Annotated in this window: 24 protein-coding genes; 13 read left to right on the top strand and 11 right to left on the bottom strand. The window is 69.5% G+C overall.

Annotated features, from left to right (window positions below):
* Positions 1–17: 17 nt before the first annotated feature.
* The 6 genes from RF637_RS11910 to RF637_RS11885 all read right to left on the bottom strand — a co-directional run bounded on the left by RF637_RS11910 (position 18) and on the right by RF637_RS11885 (position 6543).
* Positions 18–668: a GntR family transcriptional regulator gene (locus tag RF637_RS11910; RefSeq protein WP_368844936.1), complete on the bottom strand. Its 651-nt coding sequence runs from the start codon at positions 666–668 to the stop codon at positions 18–20.
* A complete protein-coding gene (locus RF637_RS11905) occupies positions 665–2467 on the bottom strand; it encodes a biotin carboxylase N-terminal domain-containing protein (protein WP_368844935.1) in 1803 nt (600 codons plus the stop codon). The genes RF637_RS11910 and RF637_RS11905 overlap by 4 nt, the downstream gene beginning before the upstream one ends.
* Positions 2464–4251 (bottom strand): 5-oxoprolinase/urea amidolyase family protein, encoded by a 1788-nt coding sequence (locus RF637_RS11900; RefSeq protein WP_368844934.1) that lies wholly within the window; start codon positions 4249–4251, stop codon positions 2464–2466. Before RF637_RS11900 ends, RF637_RS11905 begins: the two co-directional genes overlap by 4 nt.
* A complete protein-coding gene (locus RF637_RS11895; protein WP_368844933.1) occupies positions 4248–5006 on the bottom strand; it encodes a LamB/YcsF family protein in 759 nt (252 codons plus the stop codon). The genes RF637_RS11900 and RF637_RS11895 overlap by 4 nt, the downstream gene beginning before the upstream one ends.
* A gap of 62 nt (positions 5007–5068) precedes the next feature.
* Positions 5069–6067, bottom strand: a complete 999-nt coding sequence (locus tag RF637_RS11890; protein ID WP_368844932.1) for a cation transporter — start codon at positions 6065–6067, stop codon at positions 5069–5071.
* Positions 6064–6543, bottom strand: a complete 480-nt coding sequence (locus RF637_RS11885; RefSeq protein ID WP_368844931.1) for a transporter substrate-binding domain-containing protein — start codon at positions 6541–6543, stop codon at positions 6064–6066. Before RF637_RS11885 ends, RF637_RS11890 begins: the two co-directional genes overlap by 4 nt.
* 165 nt (positions 6544–6708) lie before the next feature.
* Between RF637_RS11885 and RF637_RS11880 the strand changes: the two genes are divergently transcribed.
* Genes RF637_RS11880 through RF637_RS11870 form a run of 3 tightly spaced genes read left to right on the top strand, consistent with a single transcriptional unit; the run spans position 6709 to position 9198 of the window.
* The gene (locus RF637_RS11880; RefSeq protein WP_368844930.1) at positions 6709–7887 is read left to right on the top strand and encodes an LLM class flavin-dependent oxidoreductase; all 1179 of its coding nucleotides are present in this window, start codon (positions 6709–6711) and stop codon (positions 7885–7887) included.
* Between the two features lie 31 nt (positions 7888–7918).
* Entirely contained in the window at positions 7919–8590 is a 672-nt protein-coding gene (locus RF637_RS11875) for a CE1759 family FMN reductase (RefSeq protein WP_368844929.1), read from the top strand.
* Entirely contained in the window at positions 8587–9198 is a 612-nt protein-coding gene (locus RF637_RS11870; RefSeq protein WP_368835505.1) for a MarR family winged helix-turn-helix transcriptional regulator, read from the top strand. The genes RF637_RS11875 and RF637_RS11870 overlap by 4 nt, the downstream gene beginning before the upstream one ends.
* 124 nt (positions 9199–9322) lie before the next feature.
* Here the strand turns inward: RF637_RS11870 and RF637_RS11865 are convergent, their stop codons facing one another.
* Complete coding sequence (locus RF637_RS11865; RefSeq protein WP_368844928.1) at positions 9323–9646, bottom strand: hypothetical protein; 324 nt, start codon at positions 9644–9646, stop codon at positions 9323–9325.
* A 224-nt stretch (positions 9647–9870) separates the two neighbouring features.
* On the opposite strand from RF637_RS11865, the gene RF637_RS11860 reads away from it, so the two are divergent.
* Both RF637_RS11860 and RF637_RS11855 read left to right on the top strand, forming a co-directional pair.
* Positions 9871–10755: an SDR family oxidoreductase gene (locus tag RF637_RS11860; RefSeq protein ID WP_368844927.1), complete on the top strand. Its 885-nt coding sequence runs from the start codon at positions 9871–9873 to the stop codon at positions 10753–10755.
* 128 nt (positions 10756–10883) lie between these two features.
* Positions 10884–11063: a hypothetical protein gene (locus RF637_RS11855; protein ID WP_368844926.1), complete on the top strand. Its 180-nt coding sequence runs from the start codon at positions 10884–10886 to the stop codon at positions 11061–11063.
* 77 nt (positions 11064–11140) lie between these two features.
* Here the strand turns inward: RF637_RS11855 and RF637_RS11850 are convergent, their stop codons facing one another.
* The 3 genes from RF637_RS11850 to RF637_RS11840 all read right to left on the bottom strand — a co-directional run bounded on the left by RF637_RS11850 (position 11141) and on the right by RF637_RS11840 (position 14583).
* Entirely contained in the window at positions 11141–12379 is a 1239-nt protein-coding gene (locus RF637_RS11850; protein WP_159450055.1) for a serine hydrolase, read from the bottom strand.
* 74 nt (positions 12380–12453) lie between these two features.
* Positions 12454–13731, bottom strand: coding sequence for an MFS transporter (locus RF637_RS11845; RefSeq protein ID WP_085108457.1), 1278 nt, complete (start codon positions 13729–13731; stop codon positions 12454–12456).
* A gap of 60 nt (positions 13732–13791) precedes the next feature.
* Positions 13792–14583 (bottom strand): SDR family oxidoreductase, encoded by a 792-nt coding sequence (locus tag RF637_RS11840; RefSeq protein WP_183085832.1) that lies wholly within the window; start codon positions 14581–14583, stop codon positions 13792–13794.
* A gap of 202 nt (positions 14584–14785) precedes the next feature.
* Between RF637_RS11840 and RF637_RS11835 the strand changes: the two genes are divergently transcribed.
* The 5 genes from RF637_RS11835 to RF637_RS11815 all read left to right on the top strand — a co-directional run bounded on the left by RF637_RS11835 (position 14786) and on the right by RF637_RS11815 (position 17795).
* The gene (locus RF637_RS11835; RefSeq protein WP_085108455.1) at positions 14786–15019 is read left to right on the top strand and encodes an AMP-binding protein; all 234 of its coding nucleotides are present in this window, start codon (positions 14786–14788) and stop codon (positions 15017–15019) included.
* An 84-nt stretch (positions 15020–15103) separates the two neighbouring features.
* Complete coding sequence (locus RF637_RS11830) at positions 15104–15286, top strand: hypothetical protein (protein ID WP_144932690.1); 183 nt, start codon at positions 15104–15106, stop codon at positions 15284–15286.
* A gap of 175 nt (positions 15287–15461) precedes the next feature.
* Entirely contained in the window at positions 15462–15911 is a 450-nt protein-coding gene (locus RF637_RS11825; RefSeq protein WP_084118111.1) for an acyl-CoA thioesterase, read from the top strand.
* The gene (locus RF637_RS11820) at positions 15908–16822 is read left to right on the top strand and encodes an SMP-30/gluconolactonase/LRE family protein (protein WP_368844925.1); all 915 of its coding nucleotides are present in this window, start codon (positions 15908–15910) and stop codon (positions 16820–16822) included. Before RF637_RS11825 ends, RF637_RS11820 begins: the two co-directional genes overlap by 4 nt.
* A 100-nt stretch (positions 16823–16922) precedes the next feature.
* On the top strand, positions 16923–17795 hold the full coding sequence (locus tag RF637_RS11815) for a TetR/AcrR family transcriptional regulator (protein WP_144932685.1): 873 nt from the start codon (positions 16923–16925) through the stop codon (positions 17793–17795).
* Here RF637_RS11815 and RF637_RS11810 read toward each other — a convergent pair.
* The gene (locus tag RF637_RS11810; protein ID WP_094067136.1) at positions 17759–18313 is read right to left on the bottom strand and encodes a GNAT family N-acetyltransferase; all 555 of its coding nucleotides are present in this window, start codon (positions 18311–18313) and stop codon (positions 17759–17761) included. The two genes, RF637_RS11815 and RF637_RS11810, sit on opposite strands and share 37 nt — an antisense overlap.
* A 141-nt stretch (positions 18314–18454) precedes the next feature.
* Here RF637_RS11810 and RF637_RS11805 point away from each other — a divergent pair, with 141 nt between their 5' ends.
* The 3 genes from RF637_RS11805 (at position 18455) to RF637_RS11795 (ending at position 23726) form a co-directional block, all read left to right on the top strand.
* Complete coding sequence (locus RF637_RS11805) at positions 18455–20554, top strand: 3-hydroxyacyl-CoA dehydrogenase NAD-binding domain-containing protein (RefSeq protein WP_368844924.1); 2100 nt, start codon at positions 18455–18457, stop codon at positions 20552–20554.
* 23 nt (positions 20555–20577) lie between these two features.
* On the top strand, positions 20578–21819 hold the full coding sequence (locus RF637_RS11800; protein WP_368844923.1) for an acyl-CoA dehydrogenase family protein: 1242 nt from the start codon (positions 20578–20580) through the stop codon (positions 21817–21819).
* 71 nt (positions 21820–21890) lie between these two features.
* Complete coding sequence (locus RF637_RS11795) at positions 21891–23726, top strand: AMP-binding protein (RefSeq protein WP_368844922.1); 1836 nt, start codon at positions 21891–21893, stop codon at positions 23724–23726.
* The last annotated feature ends 464 nt before the right edge of the window (positions 23727–24190 follow it).

The following is a 24190-nucleotide window of genomic DNA, read 5'->3' as shown; positions in this document are numbered from 1 at the left end:
CCCGCCCACCCGACCCGTCAGGTCAGGTGCGCGAGGATCTCGTCCCGTGCCGCGGTCAGGGACTCCCTGAGTAGGTGCACGGCCCGGTCACGGTCGCCGGACTCGAGGGATCGCAGCACCTGGGTATTGCGCACCGCGTAGCGCGCGTGGAACTGCGGATCCGTGGACATCGCGTGGAACACCAGCCGCATCCGCGCCGACAACCGATCCATGACCGCGACCAGCTCCGCCGAACCGGACGACGCCACGAGCTCCCGGTGGAAGCCCTGGTTCGCATCCGCCATGGCCATCACGTCCCCGGCATTCCGGGCGGCGAGCGCCGAGGTGGTGAGCGCACTAAGCCGGGACAGCGACTGCGGATCGGGCACACCCCACAGCATGGTGCCCGGCTCCAAGACGCAGCGGGCAGCGTAGAGGTCGCGGACGTCGTCGGCGTCGGGCTGTGCGACGAACACACCCCGGTGCGCGATCCGATCCACGAGACGCTCCGCCGCCAACATGGTGAACGCCTCGCGCAAGGTGTTGCGCGAGACCCCCAGCTCCCGGGCCACGGCCTGTTCCGAGAGTTTCGCTCCCGGGGGCAGTTGGCCGTTCGAGATGCGGGCGCGCAACTGCCGGGCCGCCTGGGCACTCGCCTGGGCGTTCTCGCGCGGCTCGACGGCCGTCACGCGATCTCTCCCAGCGTCTGCCCCTTGCACACGGCGGACCCCTCCGCCAGGTCCGCCCGGGTCAGCGTGCCGGAGCGATGAGCGCGGACGGGCGTCTCCATCTTCATCGCCTCCAGCGTGAGGACGGTGTCGCCCTCGGCCACCTCGGCGCCGTCCTGCGTGGCCCACGTCACGACCGTCCCGTTCATGGGCGCCACCAGGCTCGTTCCTGCCGAGTCCGCATGGGGCGACGACGACGCCCCGGTTTCTGCCCCCGCTCCCGCGGTCTCACCGGACCGCGATTCGGCGCCCCGGGAGGCCGAAGCGGACCCGGAACCTGCCACGGATCCGCCACCCAGGAGGGCGGCGGCAAGGTCTGCGGGCAGGCCCAGTTGATGGGCGCGCCCGTCGATCTCCACCGTGACCGTGGTGCGCTCGCCGGCCCCGGACGCCACGTACGGGAAGGCCTCCAGCTTGCGTGTGAACTCGTCCTCGATCCACGTGGTGTACACCCCCATCCCGTCCGGGGACGTGAACGCGGGCTCCTCCAGGACCGCCCGGTGGAACGGGACCACTGTGGGCACCCCGCGGATCACGAGCTCCCGCAGCGCGGCGCGCGAGCGTACGAGGGCCTGCTGCCGGTCCTCGCCCCACACGATGAGTTTGGCCAGCAGGGAGTCGTACTCGGCGGGCACCACGGACCCGGAACGCACGCCGGTGTCCATGCGCACCCCCGAGCCCGTGGGCGCCTCGAACGCCTCCACCGCGCCGGGAGTGGGGAGGAACCCGAGGGCCGGGTCCTCCGCATTGAGTCGGAACTCGAACGCATGCCCGTTCGGTGACGGGTCCTCGGTGAGGCTCAGCGCCAACCCGTCGGCCACGCGGAACTGTTCCCGCACGAGGTCCACGCCCGCGGTCTGCTCCGTGACGGGGTGTTCCACCTGCAGCCGCGTGTTGACCTCCAGGAAGGAGATCAGCCCGTCCGGGGCCACGAGGTACTCGACCGTGCCCGCCCCGGTGTACCCGGCCTCCCGGCAGATGGCGCGCGCGGATTCATGAATCGTCGTGCGCTGCTCATCGGTCAGGAACGGCGCAGGGGCCTCCTCCACGAGCTTCTGGTTCCGCCGTTGCAGTGAGCAGTCACGCGTGCCCACCACGATCACGGAACCGTGGGCGTCTGCCACGACCTGGGCCTCCACGTGGCGGGGCTTGTCCAGGAAACGCTCCACGAAGCATTCGCCCCGCCCGAACGCCGACGTCGCTTCGCGCACCGCCGCCTCGAACGCCGCGTCGATCTCGTCCATGGTCCTGGCCACGCGCATCCCACGACCACCACCGCCGAAGGCGGCCTTGATGGCGATGGGCAGTCCGTGCTCCTCGGCGAATGACCGGGCCGCAGCGGCGTCGTCCACGGGACCGTCCGTGCCGGGAACCAGGGGAGCGCCGGCGCTCACGGCGATGGCCCGGGCGGTGACCTTGTTGCCCAGCTCGCGGATGACCCGGGCGGACGGACCGATCCAGGTGAGGCCGGCGTCCGCCACGGCCTGCGCGAAGTCCGCGTTCTCGGACAGGAACCCGTAGCCCGGGTGCACGGCGTCCGCGCCGGAACGGGAGGCCACGGCGAGCAGACGGTCGATATGCAGGTAGGTGTCCGCGGAGGCGGAACCGGGCAGGGCGTAGGCCTCGTCGGCCATATGCACGTGGAAGGCGTCGGCGTCAGGTTCGGAGTACACGGCCACCGAGGTCAGGCCGGCGTCCGCGCACGCCCGCGCGATCCGCACCGCGATCTCCCCGCGGTTGGCGATCAGGACCTTCTTCATGGTGTGTCTCCTGCGGTGTCGGATGCGGGGTGGGGCGGATCGGTGAACGTGAAGCGGACCGCGCTGCTCGGGGGTAGCTGCGCGGCGAGGGGGAGGTCCTCCGGAAGTACGACCCCGATCACGGGATAGCCGCCCGTCACGGGATGGTCGGCCAGGAAGAGCACGGGAACCCCCGAGTGGGGGACCTGTAGGGAACCTGCCACCACGCCCTCGCTCGCCAGTTCGCCCTCGCGGGAACGCTCGAGCGGCGGGCCCTCGGGGGGTTCCTCGAAGCGCACCCCCACGCGGTTGGACTGCTCACTCACGACCCAGTCCCGCGAGTTGAACGTCTCGAGTGCTTCCGGTGTGAACCAATCGTCACGGGGCCCCGGGCTCACCCGCAGGGTGACGGTCTCCCCGGGGGTGGGAAGCGTGACCGCCGGCGGTTCGGGCAACCCCACGGTCCGGCCCGCGGCGGCCTTGAGAACCGGGAGCTCGTCACCGGCGCTCAACGGGTCCGGTCCGATCCCGGAGAGCGCATCCGAGGAGCGGCTCCCCAGCACCTCGGGTACGTCGATCCCACCTCGCACTGCCAGATAGGTGCGCAGGCCTCTGTCCGGGGCCCCCAGGGTGAGGCGTTCGCCGTCGTACAGGGCGAACGGAGCGTGGCACGTGACGGCGCGTCTGCCGAGGGGTCCCTCGATCCGGGCCGGAGTGGGCGCGCCACTGAGGGCCAGTACGTGGTGCCCGCGGGCCGTGACCGACAGTCCACCCAGCAGCGTCTCGATCACGGCGGCCTCGGGCGAGTTGCCCACCAGCCGGTTGGCCTGCTCGGCCGACGCGCGGTCCGCCGCGCCGGAGGCCACCACGCCCAGGTCGCCTCGGCCGGGTCTGCCGCGGTCCTGGGGCAGGGACTGCATCCCGGGATCCTCGATCATCAGGGCGTGTTTCCGCTCCCGGCGCGACGCGGGTAGTGCCGTCTCTGAGGACACCGTCACGAGTTCGCGCACCGCCCGGTAGCGCACGGTGTCACCCGGTCGGATCAGGGCGGGCTCTTCCCGGCCCACGTCCCACAGCGGCGCGTCCGTGTGACCGATCAGCTGCCAGCCCCCGGGGGAACGCCGTGGGTAGACGGCCGAGAAGCGTCCCGCGAGCGCCACGGACCCGGCCGGCACCGCGGTGCGGGGCGAGTCCCTGCGCGGCACCTCGAGCGGATCGCCGTCGGCCACAAGGTACGCGAATCCCGGCGCGAACCCGCCGAACGCCGCCGTCCAGTCGGCTCCCGTGTGCGCCTCGATCACGCCGCGCTCGCCGAGCCCGGTCAGCTTTCCCACGGCGGCCAAATCTTCGCCGTCGTAGACCACGTCGATTGCCACGTCCTTACCCGCGGCCGGTTCGGTGGAATCGAGCCGGATGTCGACGACGTCGCTCGCGGCCCTCCGCGCCGCGGCGGGAGTTGTGAAGGTCAGCAATACGGTCTCCGCGGCGGCCAGGACATCGAGCTGACCCGGGTACGGGTGGGCACTCAGGTGGGCATGCAGCCGCATCACGTGCTCGAGCGTTGGGCACTCGATCAGGAAGGCCCGCGTGCCGGCCCAGCGCAGACCCGTCCGCGGCGGGGTGGCCGTGTCGGGTGCTGCCGACGAGGACGTGGCAGGCGCGGTGGCTCGGTCCCGGGGTGCGGTGCGCGGCGCGCCGGATCCGCTCCGCGTCACGTTGGCGGCTCGCGGAGTGGCCGGGGAGGGCACGCCCGTGCCGTCGTGGGCGGCGCCCGGACCGTGCGTCGTCGAGTCGCGGCCGCTCACACGAACGACCGGATCGTGATGCCCGCGCGCTCCAGACCCGCGCGGACCTCGGCGGCCATGGCTGCGGACCCGGGGGTATCCCCGTGCACGCAAATGCTCTCGGCGGCGAGATGCACCGTGGAGCCGTCCACCGCGGTCAGCGTGCCGTGTTCGGCCAGGCGGATCATGCGCTCGGTGACCTGGGCGGCGTCGTGCAACACAGCGCCTTGCTCGCGGCGGGAGACCAGCGTGCCCTCGGGGGTGTACCCGCGGTCGGCGAATGCCTCGGCCACCCCGCGCAGTCCCGCCCGCTCGGCCTTGTCCAGGGCCACGGAACCGGGCAGCAGCAGCAACGGAAGGTCACCGCCGAACGCCTTGACCGCGTCCACGACCGCCTGCGCGTGTGCCTCGTGGTGGACAATCGTGTTGTACAGCGCCCCGTGGGGTTTGACGTATTCGATGGTCGCGCCGGCCGAGCGCGCCATCGCCTCGAGTGCACCCATTTGGTAGAGCACGTCATCGGCGAGTTCTGTGGGGGAGCAGTCCAGGAACCGTCGGCCAAAACCGGCCAGGTCCCTGTACGCCACGTGGGCGCCCACGGTGACTCCTGCGGCCACCGCGTCCCGGCACGTCTGTGCCATGGTGCCCGGGTCCCCGGCGTGGAACCCGCAGGCCACGTTGGCGGAGGAGACGGAACGGAAGATGGCGGCGTCGTCGCCCATGTGCCAGTTGCCGAACGACTCGCCCACGTCGCTGTTCAGATCGATGACCGTCATGCGTGACCTCCGTCTCAGTGCCGAGTTCCAGAATGCCGCACGCGGGAGGATTGTTCAACAATCTAGTGCGAATGACCCTCGAACTCCTCGGCCTCCAGGACCCGCGGAAGCGTGTTGACGGGGATGAGCACCACGTCGCGAATCTTCCAGTCCAGGGCCAGTAGCTGTTTGCGGGCGGCGTCCAGGCGATCGGGAGTCGCGACGTCCGGGGTGCGGGGAACCACGAATCCCTCGACCTGGAACACCTGACCCTCGTCGCGTACGCGTGCGGCACCCACGCGCGCCCACTCCAGCTGTCGGAGGAAGGCGTCCACGTCCGCGTTGAGCGGGTGAGGCTTCTTGTTGTCCACGGTGGTGGGACGGGCATCCGCGAGCCCGGCCACGGCGGCGCGGAGGTTCGTGATCCCGTCCCTGAGGATGGACACGGCGATCACGATGGCCGCTACGGCGTCCGCCCACCACCACCCCAGGCCGATCCCGATCACACCCGCGGTGGCCGCGGCGGAGGTCATCCAATCCGCCTTGTTCATGTCCGCGTCCGCGAAGAGCACCTTGTTGTGCAAGGGCGTCGCGAGTTTCAACTTCATGCGCCCCAGGACCACCGGCGGGATGCCCGTGACAACCAGGACCCCGATCATCAACCAGCCGAGCCACACCGTGGTGCCGAACAGCTGGATCCCGCCGATGGACGGGTGCTCCGCCGTGATGAGTTTGCTGCCCGAGTCGACGATCAGATATGTCCCCATGACCAGCAGCGCGGTGGCCGAGACCAGGTGGGCCATCCCCACGGAGCGGTGATGGCCGAAGGGGTGCTTCGCGGTGGCCGAGCGGCGGGTGATCCGTATGCCGACCAGGAACGCAATGGGCGGGATGAAGGACAACAGGTCCTCGACCCATGCCGTCTTCATGGCCTGCGAGTTCCCCAGCACGAGGAACACGAGGATCACCGTGACCGCGAGGGTCCCGATGGTGAGCCATTCCAGGCGCACGGCCCGGGTGAGCGCTCGGGTGATCTCCGGCGGAAGTTGCTCGTCGTCCACCGGGTGGTGTTGCGCGCTCATGACCTGCCTCCGTGGTCGGCGAGGAATGCTTCGAGGTCCATGAGGAATGCGTTCTCCCCGTTGCGTACCGCCATGACGTGTTTCCGGGTGTCGCCGAACTCGTCGGTGGATTCGGCGTAACCGCGGGTGATGCCCACCTCCGTGTCCCACGGGCTGTCCTTCGTGAGCCCAGCGATGACCAGGTCCAGGTGGCCGTTCTTCAGCTGCTTGACCAGCTCCTCCTCGCCACCGGGAGTCCAGGTGACGTGAGCATTCACGGTCTCGGCGTACTGCCGCACCAGATCCACCTCGGTGCCGGAAGGTGGTGTAGGCCCGAGATCCGTTTCGGGCGGACTGTGTGAGATGCCCACACGGAGTTCCCCGTCGGTCACGCGCTCGAGTGTTCCGTGCGGGTCCGCGGGGTAGTGACCCGAACATCCGGCCAGCGCGAGAAGCAGGGCCGGAAGAGCGACCAGCCGCCCGATGGGTGATCTCATGACACCACTGTAGGCCCGGGTGCCGTTCGCCACACCCGGATATTTTCTCTGGAATAAATCTCCGCGGCGGCGCATTATATAGGTAATTCAAATTTGAAAGACCTACGGAACGGAGCTGCGGCACCCGTGCTGCGGCGTCGTCGACCACAAGCCAAGGAGGCCGACATGCAACTCGGCATCTTCACCATCGGGGACGTCACCCAGGACCCCACCACCGGCAAGACCCCCACCGAGAACGAGCGGATCAAGGCCACCGTGGCCATCGCCCGCAAGGCGGAGGAGGTGGGCATGGACATGTTCGCCATGGGCCAGCACCACAACCCGCCGTTCGTGGCGCCCGCGAACCCGCCGATCCTCATGGCCCACCTGGCGGCGCAGACCGAGAAGATCCAGCTGGGCACCGCCACCACGCTGATCACCACGACGGACCCCGTGCGCATCGCGGAGGACTACTCGTACGTCCAGCACCTCGCGGACGGGCGCGTGGACCTCACGCTGGGTCGCGGCAACACCGGGCCCGTGTACCCGTGGTTCGGCAAGGACATCCGGCAGGGCATCCCGCTGGCCGTGGAGAACTACCAGCTGCTGTACCGGCTGTGGCGCGAGCAGAGCGTGAACTACTCCGGTCGCTTCCGCACGCCCCTGCAGGGCTTCACAGCCACGCCGCGGCCGCTGGACGACGTCCCACCGTTCGTGTGGCACGGTTCCATCCGCTCCCCGGAGATCCCGGAGCAGGCCGCGTTCTACGGTGACGGGTTCTTCCACAACAACATCTTCTGGAACAAGGAGCACACCGAGCGCATGGTGGACTTCTACCGCCAGCGCTACGAGTACTACGGCCATGGCTCCTACGATCAGGCGATCGTGGGTCTGGGTGGTCAGGTGTTCATGGCCAAGAACTCGCAGGACGCCATGCGTACGTTCCGCCCGTACTTCGACAACGCGCCGGTCTACGGTCACGGCCCGTCGCTCGAGGACTTCACCGAGCAGACCCCGCTGACCGTGGGATCCCCGCAGCAGGTCGTCGAGCGCACGTTGTCCTTCCGCGGGTACGCGGGTGACTACCAGCGTCAGCTGTTCCTGGTGGACCACGCCGGCCTGCCGCTCAAGACCGTCCTCGAGCAGATGGACATCCTGGGCGAGGAGGTCGTCCCGGTGCTGCGCAAGGAGTTCGACGCCGCTCGGCCGGCCCACGTGCCCGAGGCCCCCACCCACGAGTCCCTTGTGGCGCGCCACGCCGCGGGCAAGGACCCGATCCCCGGCGGTGGCCCGGATTCGCAGGCCGCGAAGGATCGCGCACAGCAGGCGGAGGCCGCGCAGCGCGACCACGAGAACGCCAAGTAAGTTCACGTACCACGTCAGAGAGAAGGACACCATGACCGATCGGTTGACCCTCGCGGTGGTGACCGCGGGACTGTCGGAGGACTCCACGACCACGCGCCTGGGCGAGGCGATCGCCCAGGCCGCGAGCACCACGGTCGAGAACGCCGGGCAGCACGTGGACATCAAGGTGATCCAGCTGCGAGATCTGGCCCACGGGCTGACCGACATGATGATCACCCACGTGGCCTCGCGCGCCGTGCAGGACGCGATCGACACCGTGCTCACCGCGGACGGCCTGATCGCGGCGTCGCCCACGTACAAGGCGTCCTACTCGGGGCTGTTCAAGCAGTTCTTCGACGTGATCGACGAGTCCGCGCTCGAGAACCTGCCCACCGTGGTCGCCGCTACGGGCGGGTCCCCGCGGCACTCGCTCGTGCTGGACACCGCCATGCGGCCGCTGCTGAGCTACCTCAAGGCCCTCGTGCTGCCCCTGGGCATCTACGCGGCGTCCGAGGACTGGGGCCACAACGACCTGCAGCGCCGGATCGACCGCGTGGGCGCCTCGCTCGGCGCCATGCTGCTCGCGGGTTCGCGGAGCAGTACCGGTTCCACGGACGGCGTCTCCCATGGCGACGCCGCTCGGCCGGGTCTGCGCCGTGAGGTCAAGGACGAGTTCAGTGACGTCCCCGACTTCGCGAGCCTGCTGGCCTCGGTGGGATCGTGAGCGACACGGCCACCCGCGCCGTTGCTTTGTCCAAGGCTGCGCCGTCCGGGTCCGCGCACGTCGAGACCGCGCCGTCCGGGCCCGTGACGGGTTCGGACGGCGCGGACACCACCGGCGCGGCATGCATCGGTGGCGCGGAATCCCTCGATGATGCGGCGCGTGCGGGTATCTCGGACGCGTCCTGGCAGGACTGGGACGCGTGGCAGGTCTACTTCGAGACCACCGCGCTGCTCACCGCCCGGATCGAGGAGCGGCTCAAGCATCACGGTTGCTCGCTCATGGACTACCAGTTGCTCCTGCTGCTCTACAGCGCGCCCGAGCATCGGATGCGCATGGGTGAGCTGGCGCACCGCCTGATCTTCTCGCCGTCGCGGTTGAGCTACCAGATCGGTGTACTGGGCAAGCGCGGCTGGGTGGAACGCCGTCGCGTGGAGTGCGACGGCCGCGGCTTCGAGGCGGTGCTCACCGCCGAGGGCCTGCGCGCCTTCCGCGCACTGCGCCCCGCCCACGCGCGGGACGTCCAGGAGCTCTTCTTCTCCGCACTCCAGGACGACGACGCCGCTCGCCTGGCCGACCTCATGCGCCGGGTGGGTGGGCTGCTGGGTTAACCCCGGCCACCTCGGGATCGCCCGGGTGGCGGCCGTGATCCCGAAGTCGCCCATGAAGGATGCCGCCCCGCTGTGCAGGAGTTGATCCTGTGATGCAGTGGGGCGGCATCACGCCGTTCCGGGGTTAGGAGCCGAACGTCCTGCGCCCGGCCCGTTCGGCGAAGTCGTCCAGGGCCTTCACCACGGCCGGGACCACCCACGCTTTCTGGCCCCGCACCTTGATGGACGGCTCCTGTCGTAACAGCCCGGCGTCAGTGAGCGCATCGACCGTGCGGTAGGCCGTGGCTTTGGAAATGCCCGCGAGGTTTTCCACCATTCTCGCCGTGAACGCGGGTTCGGAGCAGCACAGGTCGGCGACCGCGCGCAGCGGTGCCGTGACGCGGCGTCGGGAATCCAGATGCGAGGCCGCGGCAATGGCGGCGCGCATGGCCTTCACGGTGCGGGCCACCAGCTCCGCGTTCCCTCCGATGCGCGCGCCCACCGCGGCCAATGACAACTTCCGGGCCCGGACGGTGAGGTTCTCGATCTGCGAGCTCGTGGCCGATCGCGGGCCAGTTGGAGGTGGCCATGGTGCTCCTTGATGGGACTGCTGATCCTGAGTGTCTCAGTAGGAGTCTTATTGAGACAATCCATCGATCCGGTCTCAATAAGCGGCGCTGGCAGACTGGATTCATGACGGCTTCACCCGGAACCTTGCCCCTGCGCGGTCGAACGGCGCTGGTCACCGGGGTGTCACGACGCCGCGGCATCGGCTTCGCCGTTGCCCGCACCTTCGCGCGGCTGGGCGCGAGTGTATTCATCCACCACTACGGCCCGCACGACGAGGACCAGCCATGGGGCGCGGACGATCTGAGCGGCGTCGTGAGCGCATTGCGGGCCGAACTCACCGAGGGTGCGCAGCTGGGGCAGATGAGCGCGGATCTGCGGGACCCCGGACGGATCCGACCTCTCATCGATGCCGCGAGCGAGCTCACCGGGTCGCTGGACATCCTCGTGTGCAACCACGCCAGGAGCGGTGGGGACGGCTCCATCCTGGACATGACCCCCGAGGCGCTGGACGCGTTCTGGCAGACCAACACCCGCTCCACGCTGCTGCTGACCCGGGCGTTCGCGCTCCTCAAGGCCGACGCCCCGACCGCTCCGGCGCGGCCGGGAGAACGCATCCGGGGCGATCGCGAGCGGAGGTTCACCGCACCGACGGGGCGGGTTTTCTGGATGACCTCGGGACAGGGGCACGGGCCCATGCGCGGCGAGGTCGCGTACGCCACGAGCAAGGCCGCGCTCGCCGGGGTCACCGCGACCGTGGCCGCGGAGCTGCTCGAACTCGGCATCGTGCTCAACACCGTGAACCCCGGACCGGTGGACACCGGGTACCTGTCCCCCGATGCCACGGACCGTCCACTCGGTCAGATCCAGGAGTTGATCGACGGCACCCCGTTCGGCCGCTTCGGGGCGCCGAGCGATCCCGCGAACCTCATCGGCTGGCTCGCCACGGACGACGGCGCATGGATCGTCGGCCAGGTCCTCACTTCGGACGGTGGGTTCTACCTGGCGTGAGCCCGGTGGGGGCGGGGCGTCGCCCCGGATATTCATGAATCGAATAGTGGACGTCTTCGATCCGTTGCGTGGCACGCTGCTGCTTGCCGGGGATCCACGGCGACAGGTGACAGCGCAGGAAGAGAACCATGACCAACACGACCCGGACTGCGGCGTCGTCCGCGGAGAATGCGACGAACGTGACGGACGCCAAGAAGCCGGAGACCCGGCAGCGGCGGATCCGGCGCACCGAGGAGGAAATGCACGAGGGCAAGCGCCGCCCGTGCTGCTGGCCCGGGTGCAAACACCGGGAGCGCACCGGTCGCTGAGGCCCGATGCACCCCCTGGTGTGAAACCACGGCCGACGTGACACAACGGTCGGCGCGGTACTACGGCCTGCTCGGCGCTACAACCGTAGCGAGCCCGCGCCGCCGGAGGCCGGCCCCTTGCCGGAAGCCGGTGTGGTCGGGGCGCTCGTCGGGCACGTGGCACGGAAGCCCGCGATGAGCGCGGCGTTCATGGCCGCATCCGGGTCCGGACCCTCCTCCACGTAGGAGCGGCCCGTGTAGGCCAGGGCCATCCGGCGGGAGGCGTCCCGCGTGGTGAAGGACACCGCACGGGTGCCGAACCCGGCGCCGTCGTGACCGATGAGCACCTCGGGGGTGCCCGCCGCGGTGCGGCAGGGACCGTTGATGAGGTAGAGACCGTAGCCGTAGCGCGCCTGCTGAGCCGCACCCACGGGAGTGACCATGGCGTCCACGAGGTCCTTGCGCAGCAACCGTCCGGTCATGAGGGCGCCGGTGAAGTCGGTGATGTCCTCCGCGGTCGCGTACACCCCGCCCGCGCCGGAGAAGATGGACGGGTTGACCAGTGGCAGCGGCGCCAGCCCGGCCTGGAACTTGCCGTACGGCAGGAGGTAGCGGCCTCGGACCAGCGTGGACTCCTCGAGCCGTGACTGCTGCATCTTGGCGGGCTTGAACACCCGGTCCCGCACGACGTCCTGGATGCGCGACCCCGTGGCGGCCTCGAGCAACATGGACAGCACCACGTACCCGACGTTGGAGTAGGACCAGCCGGTCCCGGGCTCGAACTCCCACGGCAGCCTGCGACTGAGTTCCACGAGTTCCTGCTCGGAGTGGTACGGGACCACCGCGGCCTCCAGGTCCTGCACGGTCCACGTGTACCACTCCCGGTCCGGGAGCAAGGAATAGATCCCGTCCGGCATGCCCGAGGTGTGGTTCATCAGTTGCGCCACGGTCACGCCGCCGTGGCCCGGGTAGAGCCCCGGGGTGACCTGGTCGATGGTCGTGCGCAGAGTCCATTGCCCCGCCTCGATGCGCTGCATCACGAGCACCGCGATCATCGCCTTGGTGATCGAGGCGATCCGCGCGCGGTCCTGGGGCCGGGCGCTGTCCTTCTGCAGGTCCCGCTTGCCGGCGGCGCTCAGATAGGTCCCGCCCGGGCCCACGACCGAGGTGGTCACGCCCACGGCGCCGTCGCGCACGAGGTTGGCCAGGGCGGCGTCGATCCCGGCGGTGTTGAACGCGATCTTCGACGGCGCTGCCGCGGCACCGGTCGTGAACGCCGGGGTGGCGAGCGCCGCGACGGCGGCGCCCGTCAGGAGTTGGCGACGGTTGGGGAGCACGGTGAGGATCCTTTCAGCTCATTATGATGTGACTCACAACTTGTTGAACGGTATGCCGATGCACCAGGGGCGATTCAGGCCTCAGCCGGATTCGGGGTGTCGCTCCCGGAACGCAGCGAGCGCATCGCCATCACCGTGGTGATTGCCACCAACACGAGGGCCATCAGGCCGAGTCCGGAGAAACCCACGAGCGCCAGGACCGGCCCCGCGAGGGCCCCACCGGCCGCGCCGCACAGGTTCATCGTGAGGTCGGAGGTTCCTTGCAGTCCGGGGCGGTCGTGGGTCGCCACGGACTCGGTGACCATCGTGGACCCGGACACCGTGGACGCGGACCAGCCCAGTCCCAGCAAGATCAGGGCCGCCAACACGAGTCCCTGGTGGTCGGCGCCCAACCATGTGAGCACGAGCGCGACCGCGAACAGGGCCTGGCCCGCGAGTACCGTGGCGGCGCGACCGAGTTTGTCCGCGAGCCAGCCGAAGACGGGGGAAAGGGCATACATCCCCGCCACGTGCAGGGAGATGGTCAGCCCCACCGCGGACAGCGTGGCCCCGTGGGTCGTGAGGTGCACGGGCGTCATGGACATGAGACCCACCATCACCGCGTGGGACAGGGCCACCACGAGCACCGCGCGCCGAGCCGCGGGGACGGTGCGCAACAGGGTGAACCCGCCGGCCGGGCTGGGTGTGGAGGCCACCGATTCACCGCGGGACAGGGCGACCTTGAGCGGGTCCGGGCGCAATCCGATGAAGTACACGATGGCCCCCAGCACCTGGGCACACAGTGCGATCACGAACCCGCCGGTGAACTGGGGCAGCCCCAGCACCCGCCCGAGTGTCTCGCTGGGCCCGAAGAGATTGGGGCCCACCACGGAGCCCACGGTCGTGGACCACACGATGAGCGAGAGGTCGCGTGCGCGGGTACGCGCGGGAGCGACGTCGGTCGCGGCGAAGCGGGACTGCAGGTTCAGAGCCATCCCGGAGCCCAGCAATCCCATGCCCGCGAGCAGCAGCGGGAAAACATTCAGCGCGGCGGCGGCCACAATCACGGCCGCCCCTGCAACCGCCACGAGGGCGCCGGTGGTCAGGGAGATCCGCCGACCACGACGTTGCGCCAACCGCGCCAGGGGGATGGCCAGAATGGCGGCACCCAGGGTGTTCATGGTGGCCGCCAACCCGGACGCCGCACTGCTCCCGGAGACCTCCGTGACGAGCAGGGCACCCAACGCGAGGGTCGCACCCGTTCCCAGCCCACCCAGGATCTGGCCCAGCGCCAGCACGGTCAGCACTTTGCGCTGGAACTCTGGCCCGGGGTCGGGTGTCTGCGCGGTGGAGGCCGTGGAGGTTTCGGTCATGCACGCATCATGACGGACGAACGCACCGGCGCACCATCATCACCGGCTTGCGTCCCGCTCTCAGTCGCCACGCGGGCGGGTCAGTTCCGCCTGCCGGTGCGCCTTCACCGGCTCGGGGGTGGTGCGGTTGTCCTCGCGGGTCTGTTTCGTCTCCTCATCGCCGCCCACGACCTCGTCCACGTCATTGAGCAATGCTTCGAAGCCCTGCTGGGCCACGAGGACCTTGTCGTTCTTGGTGGCGCCCGGCCCGAGCGCCGTGTTGTCCATGCCGGCGTTGGAGTGGAAGTCGCTGTCCGTGGCACCGGGCAAGAGCGCCGTGACCGTCACGCCGGTGTCACGCAACTCTTCGCGCAACGATTCCGCGAAGGAGAAACCGAATGCCTTGGAGGGGCCGTAGACGGTCTCGTAGGGAGTGGGCGTCGTGGCGGAGGTGGAGGACACGATGAGGATGCGCCCGTGGCCGTTGGGGACCATGTGCTGCACGACGCGCTTGGCCATGTGCACGGTGCCCTTGACGTTGATGTCGATGAGCCGGAACTCGTCCTGAAGGTCGGTGTCCATGAACGCCCCGCCCAGTCCGATACCGACGTTGAGGGCCGCGGCATCCAGGGGACGACCCAGCTCGGCCACGAAGTTCCAGAAGCCCTCGACACCGTCGTAGGTGGCGGCGTCCGCCTGGAACGGGTAGGCCTGTGCGCCGAGCTCCTCGATGCTCCTGGCCGCCTCATGGACGCGGTCACTCGAACCGGACAGGGCGACGTCGTAGCCGTGCCGGGCGAACTGCTTGGCCAGTTCGAACCCGATGCCGGAGGAACCACCGGTGACCATGGCAAGGGGGCGTTGATCGGACATGAGGATTTCCTTCCACACCGGGACCGCCGCGCGAACGGGTGAGGATCGCGGAGCCGGGGCCCATGACGGATGCCGCTGACACGTGACGGCTGGACCAGTGTGCATCACCGATGCAGTGACCACAACGCCGTGACCGCTTGCTAGGGTGGCGCATATCACTCGGGGGACTTGCGGGGTGCCCGTGCCCATGTCAGGAGCCGCCATGAGCCACCCCGTGAACATCAACCCCGTGCGAGGTCTGCTCTACCAGGCGCGCTACGGCCCCGAGCACCCCACGGTGATCTACGAGGACGAGACGGTGGACTACGCCCACTTCACCGAGAGCGTGCGGCGTCTCGCGGGCGCGTTCGCGCGTTCCGGGGTGGGCACCGGGGACCGGGTCGCCTCACTGGGGTTGAACTCCGAGGTCTTCCTGCGCACCATGTTCGCCGCGTAATGGCTCGGCGCGGTTTTCGAGCCCCTGAACTTCCGACTCGCCCCGCGCGAGGTCGCGGGCCTGCACACCCGATCGACCCCCGCGGTGACCATCGTGGAGCCCGGTCACGTCCCCGTCCTGGAGACGGCACTGCCGCTCGCGGAGGGTTACGAGGGCGGCAGCGTCGTCATGGACACGGACCCCGCCGTGCCCTGGATCCCGGACGGTTCGCGGGGCGGGGAGGCTTCGGGGGGGCGACGGCGCCGCTGTTCCACATCGGTGCATTGAACTCGTTCACCGTGCGCGCGCTTGTGCGGGGCAACACGACCCTGGTGCGCAGGACATTCGTGCCCTCGCAAGTGCTCGCGGACATCGAGCACTACGGGGTGGACACCACGTTCCTGGTCCCCGCCAGCTGGGCCGTTCGCTGCCCGGTCTCCAGGCGGTCCCCTAGGCTGGGGGCATGCAGCACCACGGTGACATCTCGTTCCGCACCCGCAAATGGGTCAAGCCGGAAGACCTCAACGCCAACGGCACCCTGTTCGGGGGATCGCTGCTGCGCTGGATCGACGAGGAAGCGGCAATCTACGCGATCGTGCAATTGGGTAATCAGCGGGCGGTCACCAAGTACATGTCCGAGATCGAGTTCGTCTCCTCCGCGGTGCAGGGGGACATCATCGAGATGGGCCTCAGTGCCACTACGTTCGGACGCACCTCGTTGACCATGCGGGCGCAGGTGCGCAACATGATCACCCGCGAGTTGATCTTGAGCATTGACAAGATCGTGTTCGTGAACCTCGGGGAGGACGGCAAGCCCGCCCCGCACGGGTACACGCAGATCACGTACGACCGCGACAGGATTCCCAGCATGTCGCTCCCCGCCCACAACAGCCCCAGGAGGTCGCAGTCGTGAAGCAGCTCACCGCCCAGAGGATCACCCCGTCGTGGATGCACCACGGTGAGGGGCCGTGCTGGAGCAAGGAATGGAACGGGTTGGCCTGGGTGGACATGCTCGCCGGGGACGTCATGACGTTCACCCCGGGCGACCAGCCGCGCCGCCAGCACGTGGACGCCGTGGCCGCGTGTGTGCGTCCGCGCCGTTCGGGTGGGCAGATCATCGCGGTGGAACGGGGAGTGGTCCTGACCGATCCCACGGGCGCAGTGGAGCGGGAGATCCCCATGTGGGGGGACCCCGAGATCCGCATGAACGAGGGCGGTGTGGCCCCCGACGGCTCCTTCTACGTGGGGTCCATGGCGTACGAGCAGACCGAGGGCGCGGCCACGCTGTACCGGGTCGCGCTGGATCTGTCGTGGCAGCCCGTCCTCGAGAACGTGAGCATCTCCAACGGGATCGCGTGGTCCCCGGACGGCACCCTCGCGTACTACAACGACACCCCCACCCACGAGGTCTCGGTCTTCGACTGGAGCCCCGAGGCCGGCCTGCAGAACCGTCGCACGTTCGTCGCGCCCGTCCTGGACGACCACGCCGCCGCGGCCGCCACGGACCCGGAGGAGAGCTACGAGCCGGGCCGCGTCTCGGTGAGCCCGGACGGGTTGACCGTGGACTCCGAGGGCGCGGTGTGGGTCGCCCTCTACGGCGCGGGGCAGGTCCACCGCTACCTCCCGGACGGGGTCCTGGACACCGTCGTCGCCGTGGGCGCCACGCAAACCACCGCGTGCACGCTGGGTGGTGAGGACCTGCGCACGCTGTACATCACGACGTCGCGCGAGGACCTCCCGGACGGCGTCCAGCCCACCGCCGGTTCCCTCTACTCGGTGCGCGTGTCCGTCCCGGGCCAGGTCACGCAGGCCTTCGGGGGCTGAGCGCGTCGGCGGGCCGGCTCCCGGACCGGCGCGGCCCGCGGACGTGGTCGTCGCACCGCGGCGGCCTCGCCGCACGGTTACCATCACCGCAGGAGGCCAGATGAGTACCGCACCCGGGGTGAGCGGCGACGCCGTCACCACAGCGATCCGCCTGTTGGCCGCGCAGGGTTACGACGCCACCACCGTGGACCAGCTCGCGCACGCCACGGGGGTCAGTCGCGCCACGTTCTTCCGCAAGTACGGGTCCAAGGAGGACATCGTGTTCGCGGATCACGCGTCCAACCTGGAGCGGCTGGAGCAGTTGCTCAACCGCCCGTACCTCACCGCCCAGGCGGGGGTGAGTGAGGGCGTGCAGCTCGTGTTCCGGTACAACCTGGACCACGCGGACCGTGCGCTCGCACGACACCGACTGCTGCAGCGGGTCGAGGCGTTGCGGGACCGGGAGCTCGCCACATCCCACCGGTACGAGCGGGTGTTCCGGGAGTTCTTGCGCCGCGTCTTGCCGGACGGCCCCGACCGGCGGGTCACGGCGATCTCGTTGGCCTCCGCCATCGTGGCCGTGCACAACGCCTACCTGCGCACGTGGTTGCACGATCCCCAGGCCTCGGACGGCGAGCGGCTGGCCGCGGGACTCAATCGGCGCATCGCGTGGTTGTGCACCCTTTTCGGGCTCTCGTTCGTTCCCGGGCGCCCGGTTCAGCAACTTCGCTCCGCGGACGACGGTGCTGGCACGGCGCCCGTGGTCGTCATCGTCCCCGAGGGGGTCGACGCGCGGGACGTCGCCGAGCGGACGGCGCGCTCGGTGTACGAGGCCCTGGCCCCGGGCGGCGTGCAGCTCGCGCGGGATGCCCGGCCCGGTGGGGAGCAGGACGCCTCCGAGGGCGGCGGGTTCGCCGGGGCACGACCCTCCGGCGAGGTGCGTGTCCCCGCGGCGGATCAGTCCGCGCGTCGCTCAGACACGAGCACCGCGTAGACGAGTTCGTCGCGCCACTCGCCCAACTGGTAGTGGCTCTCCCGCAGGGTCGCCTCCTGGCGCATGCCCACGCGCTCGCAGACCTTCGCGGACGCCACGTTGAGACTGTCCAGGCGCGCGAAGACGCGGTGCGCGCCGAGGTGCTCGAACGCGGCGTCGACGGCGGTGCGCGCGGCCTCCGCGGCGTACCCCTTGCCCGTGTGGTCCGGGTGCAACGCCCAACCGATCTCCACCTGCGCGGACTCCGCGTCCACGAGGGTCAGCACGATCTCGCCCACGAGCTCGTCGGAGTCGTGAGGGGAGATCGCGACCCGCAGGCTGTCACCGTCGGAGGACCAGGACCCGGGTTCGCGATTGGCCTCGACCGTCCTGATCACGTGGTCCATGTCGCGGGGTTCGCGCCATGCATGCATGGCGTAGTCCTCGCGGGACTGGTAGGAGTGCATGGGCTCGATGTCGGCATCGGTGGGCCAGCGGAAGCGCAAGCGGTCCGAGTGCAGCGGCAGCTGGAGAGTCACCGGATCAGCCTATCCAGGACGTACCGGGCATCCGGGGGCCGGGTGACACTGAATGTCTTGACGTGAGACGCAGTCTCACGTCAGACTGTTCTCGCGATACTGTGGGCCACACCACCTTTCGCCCAGACACAGGAGCCAAGCGTGAGCGAACAAACCTTCCCGTCCACCGTGACCATCGACGTGACCCGTCCCGTCCTGCCCGGGCGGGAACGACCGATCGCCCTGGTGTCCCTGGGTTCCACCGAGCCCAACGGGCTCGTGATTTGGGGTTCGGAGGCCATGCGCGAGTTGCGCCGGGAGCTATCGGCCATTGACACCTCTCAGGTCGAGGCCGTGGTGGTCACGGGCAACGAGAAGTCGTTCGGTGCAGGGGCCAATCTCAAGGAGATCCGCGCCGCACAGTTCGACGGGGGTTCGGAGGACTACGTCGGCTCCGGGCACGAGGCCTTCGGCGTCCTGGCGGAGATGCCCGTTCCCACGTTCTCGCTCATCACGGGGGTGGCCCTCGGCGGCGGTCTGGAACTCGCGCTGCACACCGACTACCGCTTGGCCACGTCCGGCAAGGCACCCATGGGTCTGCCCGAGTGCCGGCTGGGCTTCTTTCCGGGCTGGGGCGGCGTCTACCTGCTGCCGCACCTGGTGGGCGCTGAGGCGGCACTGAACATCATCGTTACGGACTCCATGCGCGGGCGGAACCTCAAGCCCGCCAAGGCCGCGGAGATCGGTCTCGTGGACACCGTCCTGGATGCTGCCCCCGGTACGGACGAGTGGGAGACGGCGTGGCAACGCTGGGTCGTGGAGGCACTCGAGGGCAAGCACGAACCGCGCCGCGCCGACGACGACGAACAGACCTGGCAGGCCGCCGTGGACAAGGCTGCCGCCAAGGCCCACGCCGCGTGGCACGGTGCCGCTCCCGGCCCGGTGGCCGCGATCGACCTCGTGGGCCGTGCGCGCACGGACACCCGCCGGGCCAACGGTGCCGCCGCGGTCCAGCTCTTCAGCTCGATCGTGCAGTCCGACGCCGCCCGCGCGTCCCTGTACGCGTTCGAGCTCGTGAGCGCGCGCAGCAAGCAGGCCGCCAACGTCCCGGACGCCCCCGTCCGCGAGATCAAGAAGGCCGCCGTGATCGGCGCGGGCCTCATGGCGGGCCAGCTGGCGTCCCTCATCGCCCAGGGCGCGCGCATCCCGGTGGTCATGACCGACCTCGACGACGAGCGCCTGGCCGCCGGTGTGCAGCGCACCCGGGACCGCTTCGCGGCCCAGGCGGAGAAGGGCCGGATGACCCCGGAGCAGGCCGAGCAGCTCGGCTCGCTCATCACGGGCGCCCGGAGCCCGGAGGACCTCGCGGACGCGGACTTCGTGATCGAGGCCGTCTTCGAGGAGCTCGAGGTGAAGCGGCAGGTCTTCGCGCAGTGGGAGCCCGTGATCCGCGAGGACGCGATCCTCGCGACTAACACCTCGTCCCTGTCCGTCACGGCCATGGGCCGGGACCTGAAGCACCCCGAGCGGCTCGTGGGCTTCCACGTGTTCAACCCGGTGGAGGTCACCCCGCTGCTCGAGATCATCTCCGCGCAGCAGACGGACGACTCCACCCTGGCCACCGCGTTCGACCTCGCCGCCAAGCTGCGGCGCATCGCGGTGCGCGTGGAGGACGCCCCGAGCTTCGTGGTCAACCGCGTGCTGACCCGCATGTTCGACGAGATTGGCCGCGCCATGGACGCCGGTGGCAATCCGGAGACCGTGGATCACGCCCTCGCCCCCATGGGGCTGCCCATGACACCGCTGCAGCTGCTCGACTTCGTGGGCCCGGCCGTGCTCGTGCACATCACGCACACCATGAACGACGCCTACCCGGACCGGTTCACCCTCTCCCCGTGGCTCGACGCCGTCGCGGACGCGGGTCTGACCCACACGCTGCCCGCGCGCGGCGAGACCTCGCAGACCTACCTCTCGCCCGAGGCCCACGACGCACTCGAGCGCACGCGGCAGGAGAGCGGCGTCGCGGCGTCGTCGGACGACGGCGCCGGGGGAGAGCTGCTCACGCGCGTCCAGGACGCGCTCGCGGACGAGATCGGGCACATGCTCGACGAGGGCGTGGTCGCCTCCGCACGGGACGTGGACCTGTGCATGATCCTGGGCGCCAACTACCCGTTCCACCTGGGCGGCATCACCCCCTACCTGGACCGCACCGGCGCCGCCGAGCGCGTCCGCGGTCGGCGTTTCGACGCCGCCCAGCAGTAACCCCTGATCGCGAAGGACCAGTCATGACCACTGAGAACACGGCACCCACGTCGGAGAACTTCCCCGCGGGCACGCTGGAACCGGAATACACGCTCACCGAGGCCCTGGGAACGGACGAGGCGGGGGTGTTCACGGACGTCGCGGACGAGGACCGCGCCCACTGGATGCGCGCCCGGTCCTTCGTGCAGGAAGACGTCCTGCCCGTGATCGCCCGGTACTGGGACGAGAGCGAGTACAACCTGGATCTCGTGACCCGGATGGGCGAGCTGGACCTGCTGCGCGACGGCGTGGCGGTCCCGGGCATGGACAACATGTCCAAGCTCGCCGCGGGTCTCGTGACCATGGAACTGGCCCGCGGGGACGGATCGGTGTCCACCGTGGCCGGTGTGCAGGGTGGCCTGGCCATGCGCTCGATCGCCATGTGCGGCAGCGACGAGCAGAAGGACCGGTGGCTCCCGGACATGGCCGCGGGCAAGCTGCTTGGTTCCTTCGCGCTCACCGAGCCGGCCCACGGTTCGGACTCGATCGGCCTGGAGACCCGAGCGACCCCCGTGGATGGCGGCCACGTCCTCAACGGTGAGAAGAAGTGGATCGGCAACGGGTCCATGGGCGGGATCACCGTGGTGTGGGCCCGCAGCGACGAGGACGGCGCGGTCCACGGTTTCGTGGTGCCCCAGGACTCCGAGGGCTACACGGGTACCACCATGCGCGGGAAGCTCTCCCTGCGGGCCATCCACCAGGCCCAGATCCGCATGGAGAACGTGTTCGTCCCCACCGAGAACGTCCTGCCGAACGCCCGCTCCTTCCGGGACACGGCCTCGGTCCTCTTCGCGACCCGCATTGGCGTGGGGTGGGCCGCGGTGGGTCACGCGCAGGCGTGTTACGAGACCGCGGTCCAGTACGCGGCGCAGCGCGTGCAGTTCGGCCGTCCGCTCGCGGCGTCGCAGATCGTGCAGGAGCGCCTGGCCCGCATGCTGAGCGAGCTCACCTCCATCCAGACGCTCGTAATGGCGATGACCCGCAAGGAGGAGGCCGGGACCCTGACCGGGCACCAGGCCTCGCTGGCCAAGTACACGGCCACCCGCACGGCACGCCAGGTCGCGGCCAACGCTCGCGATCTGCTCGGCGGAAATGGCATCCTGTTGGAGAACCGTGTTGCACGTCACTTCGCGGACGTGGAAGCCGTGCACACCTACGAGGGGACAGAGACGGTGCAGGCCCTGATCATCGGCAAGTCGATCACGGGATTCTCCGCCTACAACTGATCCGCTCGTGCCCACACGGCCCGGTTCGCGCCCGTCCGGCGCGTGCCGGGCCATGACCGTTCAGGAGCACCATGTTCGCGAACACCGAGCCGCTGACCCCGTTGCGCTTCCTCGAGCGCAGCGCCGAGGTCTTCCCCGACCGCCCGGCGATCGTGCACGGCTCGCGGGTGTGGAGCTACGAGCAGTTCGAACGAGACGTGCGCCGGTTCGCCACGGCGCTGTTGCCGCTGCTGTCCGGTTCCGACGGCTCGGCGGGCGCTGCTTCCCGGGGGTCCGCTGGATCGGACGACGCCGCTGGGTCGCCCGCGTCCGCGGGGTCGCGTGAGTCCGCCGGGTCACCGGTCACGGGCGGTTCGCCCGGAACTGCCGAGTCGGGCGACACTGCCGGGTCCGAGCGATCCGCGGGGGCCTCGGGTGAGGGGAACGAATCGTTCCAGGGCGCGGAGTTGCTGGAGTGCTCGTGGCCCACGGTCGCGGTGATCGCGCCCAATCTTCCCGCGACACTCATGGCGCACTACGCCGTGCCGGCGGCCGGGGCGGTGTTGGTGCCGCTCAACCCGCGACTGAGCGCGCGGGAACTGCGCTACATCCTCGAGCACTGCGAAGCCCACGTGGTGCTCGCGGACACCTCGGCGCTCGAGACCGTCGCACAGGCCCTCGGTGACGGGTCGGACGTGACGCTCGTGCAGATCGACGACCCGCAGGCGGGCGTGCACCCCGTTCGCGACGGCGCGGGGTCGGGAGTGCCCACGTTCGAGGAGTTCATCGACGTCGAGCCCGCCCAGCCGGCAGGACCGGGTGCGTCGGGCGGCAACGACGGCGGCGTCGGCTACGGCGTCGCGGACGAGAATGCGCCCATCACCCTGAACTACACCTCCGGCACCACGGGGCGCCCCAAGGGGGTGCTGTACAGCCACCGCGGGGCGTACCTGAACAGCCTCGGGGAGGTGTTCCACAATGGGTTCACCGGCGCCACGCGATACCTCTGGACCCTGCCCATGTTCCACTGCAACGGGTGGTGCACCACGTGGGCCGTGACCGCCGCGGGTGGTACGCACGTGTGCTTGCGGGCCGTGCGCGCGGACGAGATCTGGCGCGCGTTCGACGAGCAGGGCATCACCCACCTGTGCGGCGCGCCGGCCGTGTGCTCGATCATCGTGGACGCCTCGGAGGCTCACCCACTCGAACACACCATCAGGATCACGACCGCCGGGGCCCCGCCCGCGCCGAGCATCATCGAGCGGCTGGAGAGCGCGGGCTTCGACATCGTCCACGTGTACGGGCTCACCGAGGTCTTCGGCCCCATCACCATTTGCGAACCCCAGGAACAGTGGCGTGAGCTCTCGCCCCGGGAGCGGGCGCAGCAGATGTCCCGGCAGGGCGTGGCCATGATCCAGGCGGAATCCGCCCGCGTGGTGGACGATTCCCTCGAGGACGTGCCGGCGGACGGTACGACCGTGGGGGAGGTGGTGTTGCGGGGCAACAACGTGATGATCGGCTACTACAAGGACGTACCCGCCACGCGGAAGGCATTCGAGGGCGGGTGGTTCCACACGGGTGACCTGGGGGTCATGCACCCCAACAACTACATCCAGCTGCGCGACCGCGCCAAGGACATCATCATCTCCGGTGGGGAAAACATCTCGTCCATCGAGGTGGAGCAGGCCCTCTACTCGCATCCGGACGTCGCGGACGTCGCCGTCGTGGGGGTAGCTCACGAGAAGTGGGGCGAACGCCCGGTCGCGCACGTGGTGCGGGTGAACGGGTCCACGGTCACGGAGGAGGAACTGCGCGACCACGTCCGGAACCAGCTCAGCGGGTTCAAGGTGCCGGACTCGGTCGTGTTCAGTGACGAGCTGCCGCGCACGGCCACGGGCAAGGTGCGCAAGAACCTCCTGCGGGACTGAAGCAGCCACCCGGGCAACGCGATTGCGCGACCACGGCCACGTGATTATGCGGCCGTTGTCTGCGGGCGCGGTTCCAATGCCCGGCGCGGGACGGGCGACGACGCCGCGTGCGAACGCAGCCAGGGGGTGGCGGGCCCACCCCAGGGCCGTTTTGCGCAGTCCCGCGGGCGTGTGTAATGTATTCCGAGTCGCCGCAAGGACGAACAGCGAACCGCTGGTCCGGCAGGCCGACCAGCTACCTCCCCGACTTCCGAACGGCAACGGCGTGCGAACGCCGAGTTGCGAAGGAAACAGGGAACGGATAAGCTAGTCGAGTTGCCGCAAGGACAGCGAAAAGCGTTCCGAATCAGCGGCGACCAAAACTTCCAACTCATGGCTCTGAATAAGAGCTTAGGTGTGGTTTGTTGTTTGTCAACTCAATAGTGTGTCTAGTTTGTTGATACCAAAGTTTTTTGTTTTTGGTT

The sequence above is a fragment of the Kocuria sp. CPCC 204721 genome (genome assembly GCF_040980945.1).
GTDB classification, from domain to species: domain Bacteria; phylum Actinomycetota; class Actinomycetes; order Actinomycetales; family Micrococcaceae; genus Kocuria; species Kocuria marina.
The sequence above is the reverse complement of the archived record's forward strand: the minus strand, read 5'-3'. Positions and strand labels throughout refer to the sequence as shown.

Excerpts from the sequence above, each read along its gene's own strand:
- RF637_RS11895 (WP_368844933.1), bottom strand. The coding sequence starts at position 5,006 with ATGACGGTCATCGATCTGAACAGCGACGTGGGCGAGTCGTTCGGCAAC.
- RF637_RS11875 (WP_368844929.1), top strand. The coding sequence starts at position 7,919 with ATGACCGATCGGTTGACCCTCGCGGTGGTGACCGCGGGACTGTCGGAG.
- RF637_RS11835 (WP_085108455.1), top strand. The coding sequence starts at position 14,786 with ATGAGCCACCCCGTGAACATCAACCCCGTGCGAGGTCTGCTCTACCAG.
- RF637_RS11855 (WP_368844926.1), top strand. The coding sequence starts at position 10,884 with ATGACCAACACGACCCGGACTGCGGCGTCGTCCGCGGAGAATGCGACG.
- RF637_RS11795 (WP_368844922.1), top strand. The coding sequence starts at position 21,891 with ATGTTCGCGAACACCGAGCCGCTGACCCCGTTGCGCTTCCTCGAGCGC.
- RF637_RS11860 (WP_368844927.1), top strand. The coding sequence starts at position 9,871 with ATGACGGCTTCACCCGGAACCTTGCCCCTGCGCGGTCGAACGGCGCTG.
- RF637_RS11800 (WP_368844923.1), top strand. The coding sequence starts at position 20,578 with ATGACCACTGAGAACACGGCACCCACGTCGGAGAACTTCCCCGCGGGC.
- RF637_RS11880 (WP_368844930.1), top strand. The coding sequence starts at position 6,709 with ATGCAACTCGGCATCTTCACCATCGGGGACGTCACCCAGGACCCCACC.
- RF637_RS11840 (WP_183085832.1), bottom strand. The coding sequence starts at position 14,583 with ATGTCCGATCAACGCCCCCTTGCCATGGTCACCGGTGGTTCCTCCGGC.
- RF637_RS11845 (WP_085108457.1), bottom strand. The coding sequence starts at position 13,731 with ATGACCGAAACCTCCACGGCCTCCACCGCGCAGACACCCGACCCCGGG.
- RF637_RS11905 (WP_368844935.1), bottom strand. The coding sequence starts at position 2,467 with ATGAAGAAGGTCCTGATCGCCAACCGCGGGGAGATCGCGGTGCGGATC.
- RF637_RS11825 (WP_084118111.1), top strand. The coding sequence starts at position 15,462 with ATGCAGCACCACGGTGACATCTCGTTCCGCACCCGCAAATGGGTCAAG.
- RF637_RS11815 (WP_144932685.1), top strand. The coding sequence starts at position 16,923 with ATGAGTACCGCACCCGGGGTGAGCGGCGACGCCGTCACCACAGCGATC.
- RF637_RS11890 (WP_368844932.1), bottom strand. The coding sequence starts at position 6,067 with ATGAGCGCGCAACACCACCCGGTGGACGACGAGCAACTTCCGCCGGAG.
- RF637_RS11885 (WP_368844931.1), bottom strand. The coding sequence starts at position 6,543 with ATGAGATCACCCATCGGGCGGCTGGTCGCTCTTCCGGCCCTGCTTCTC.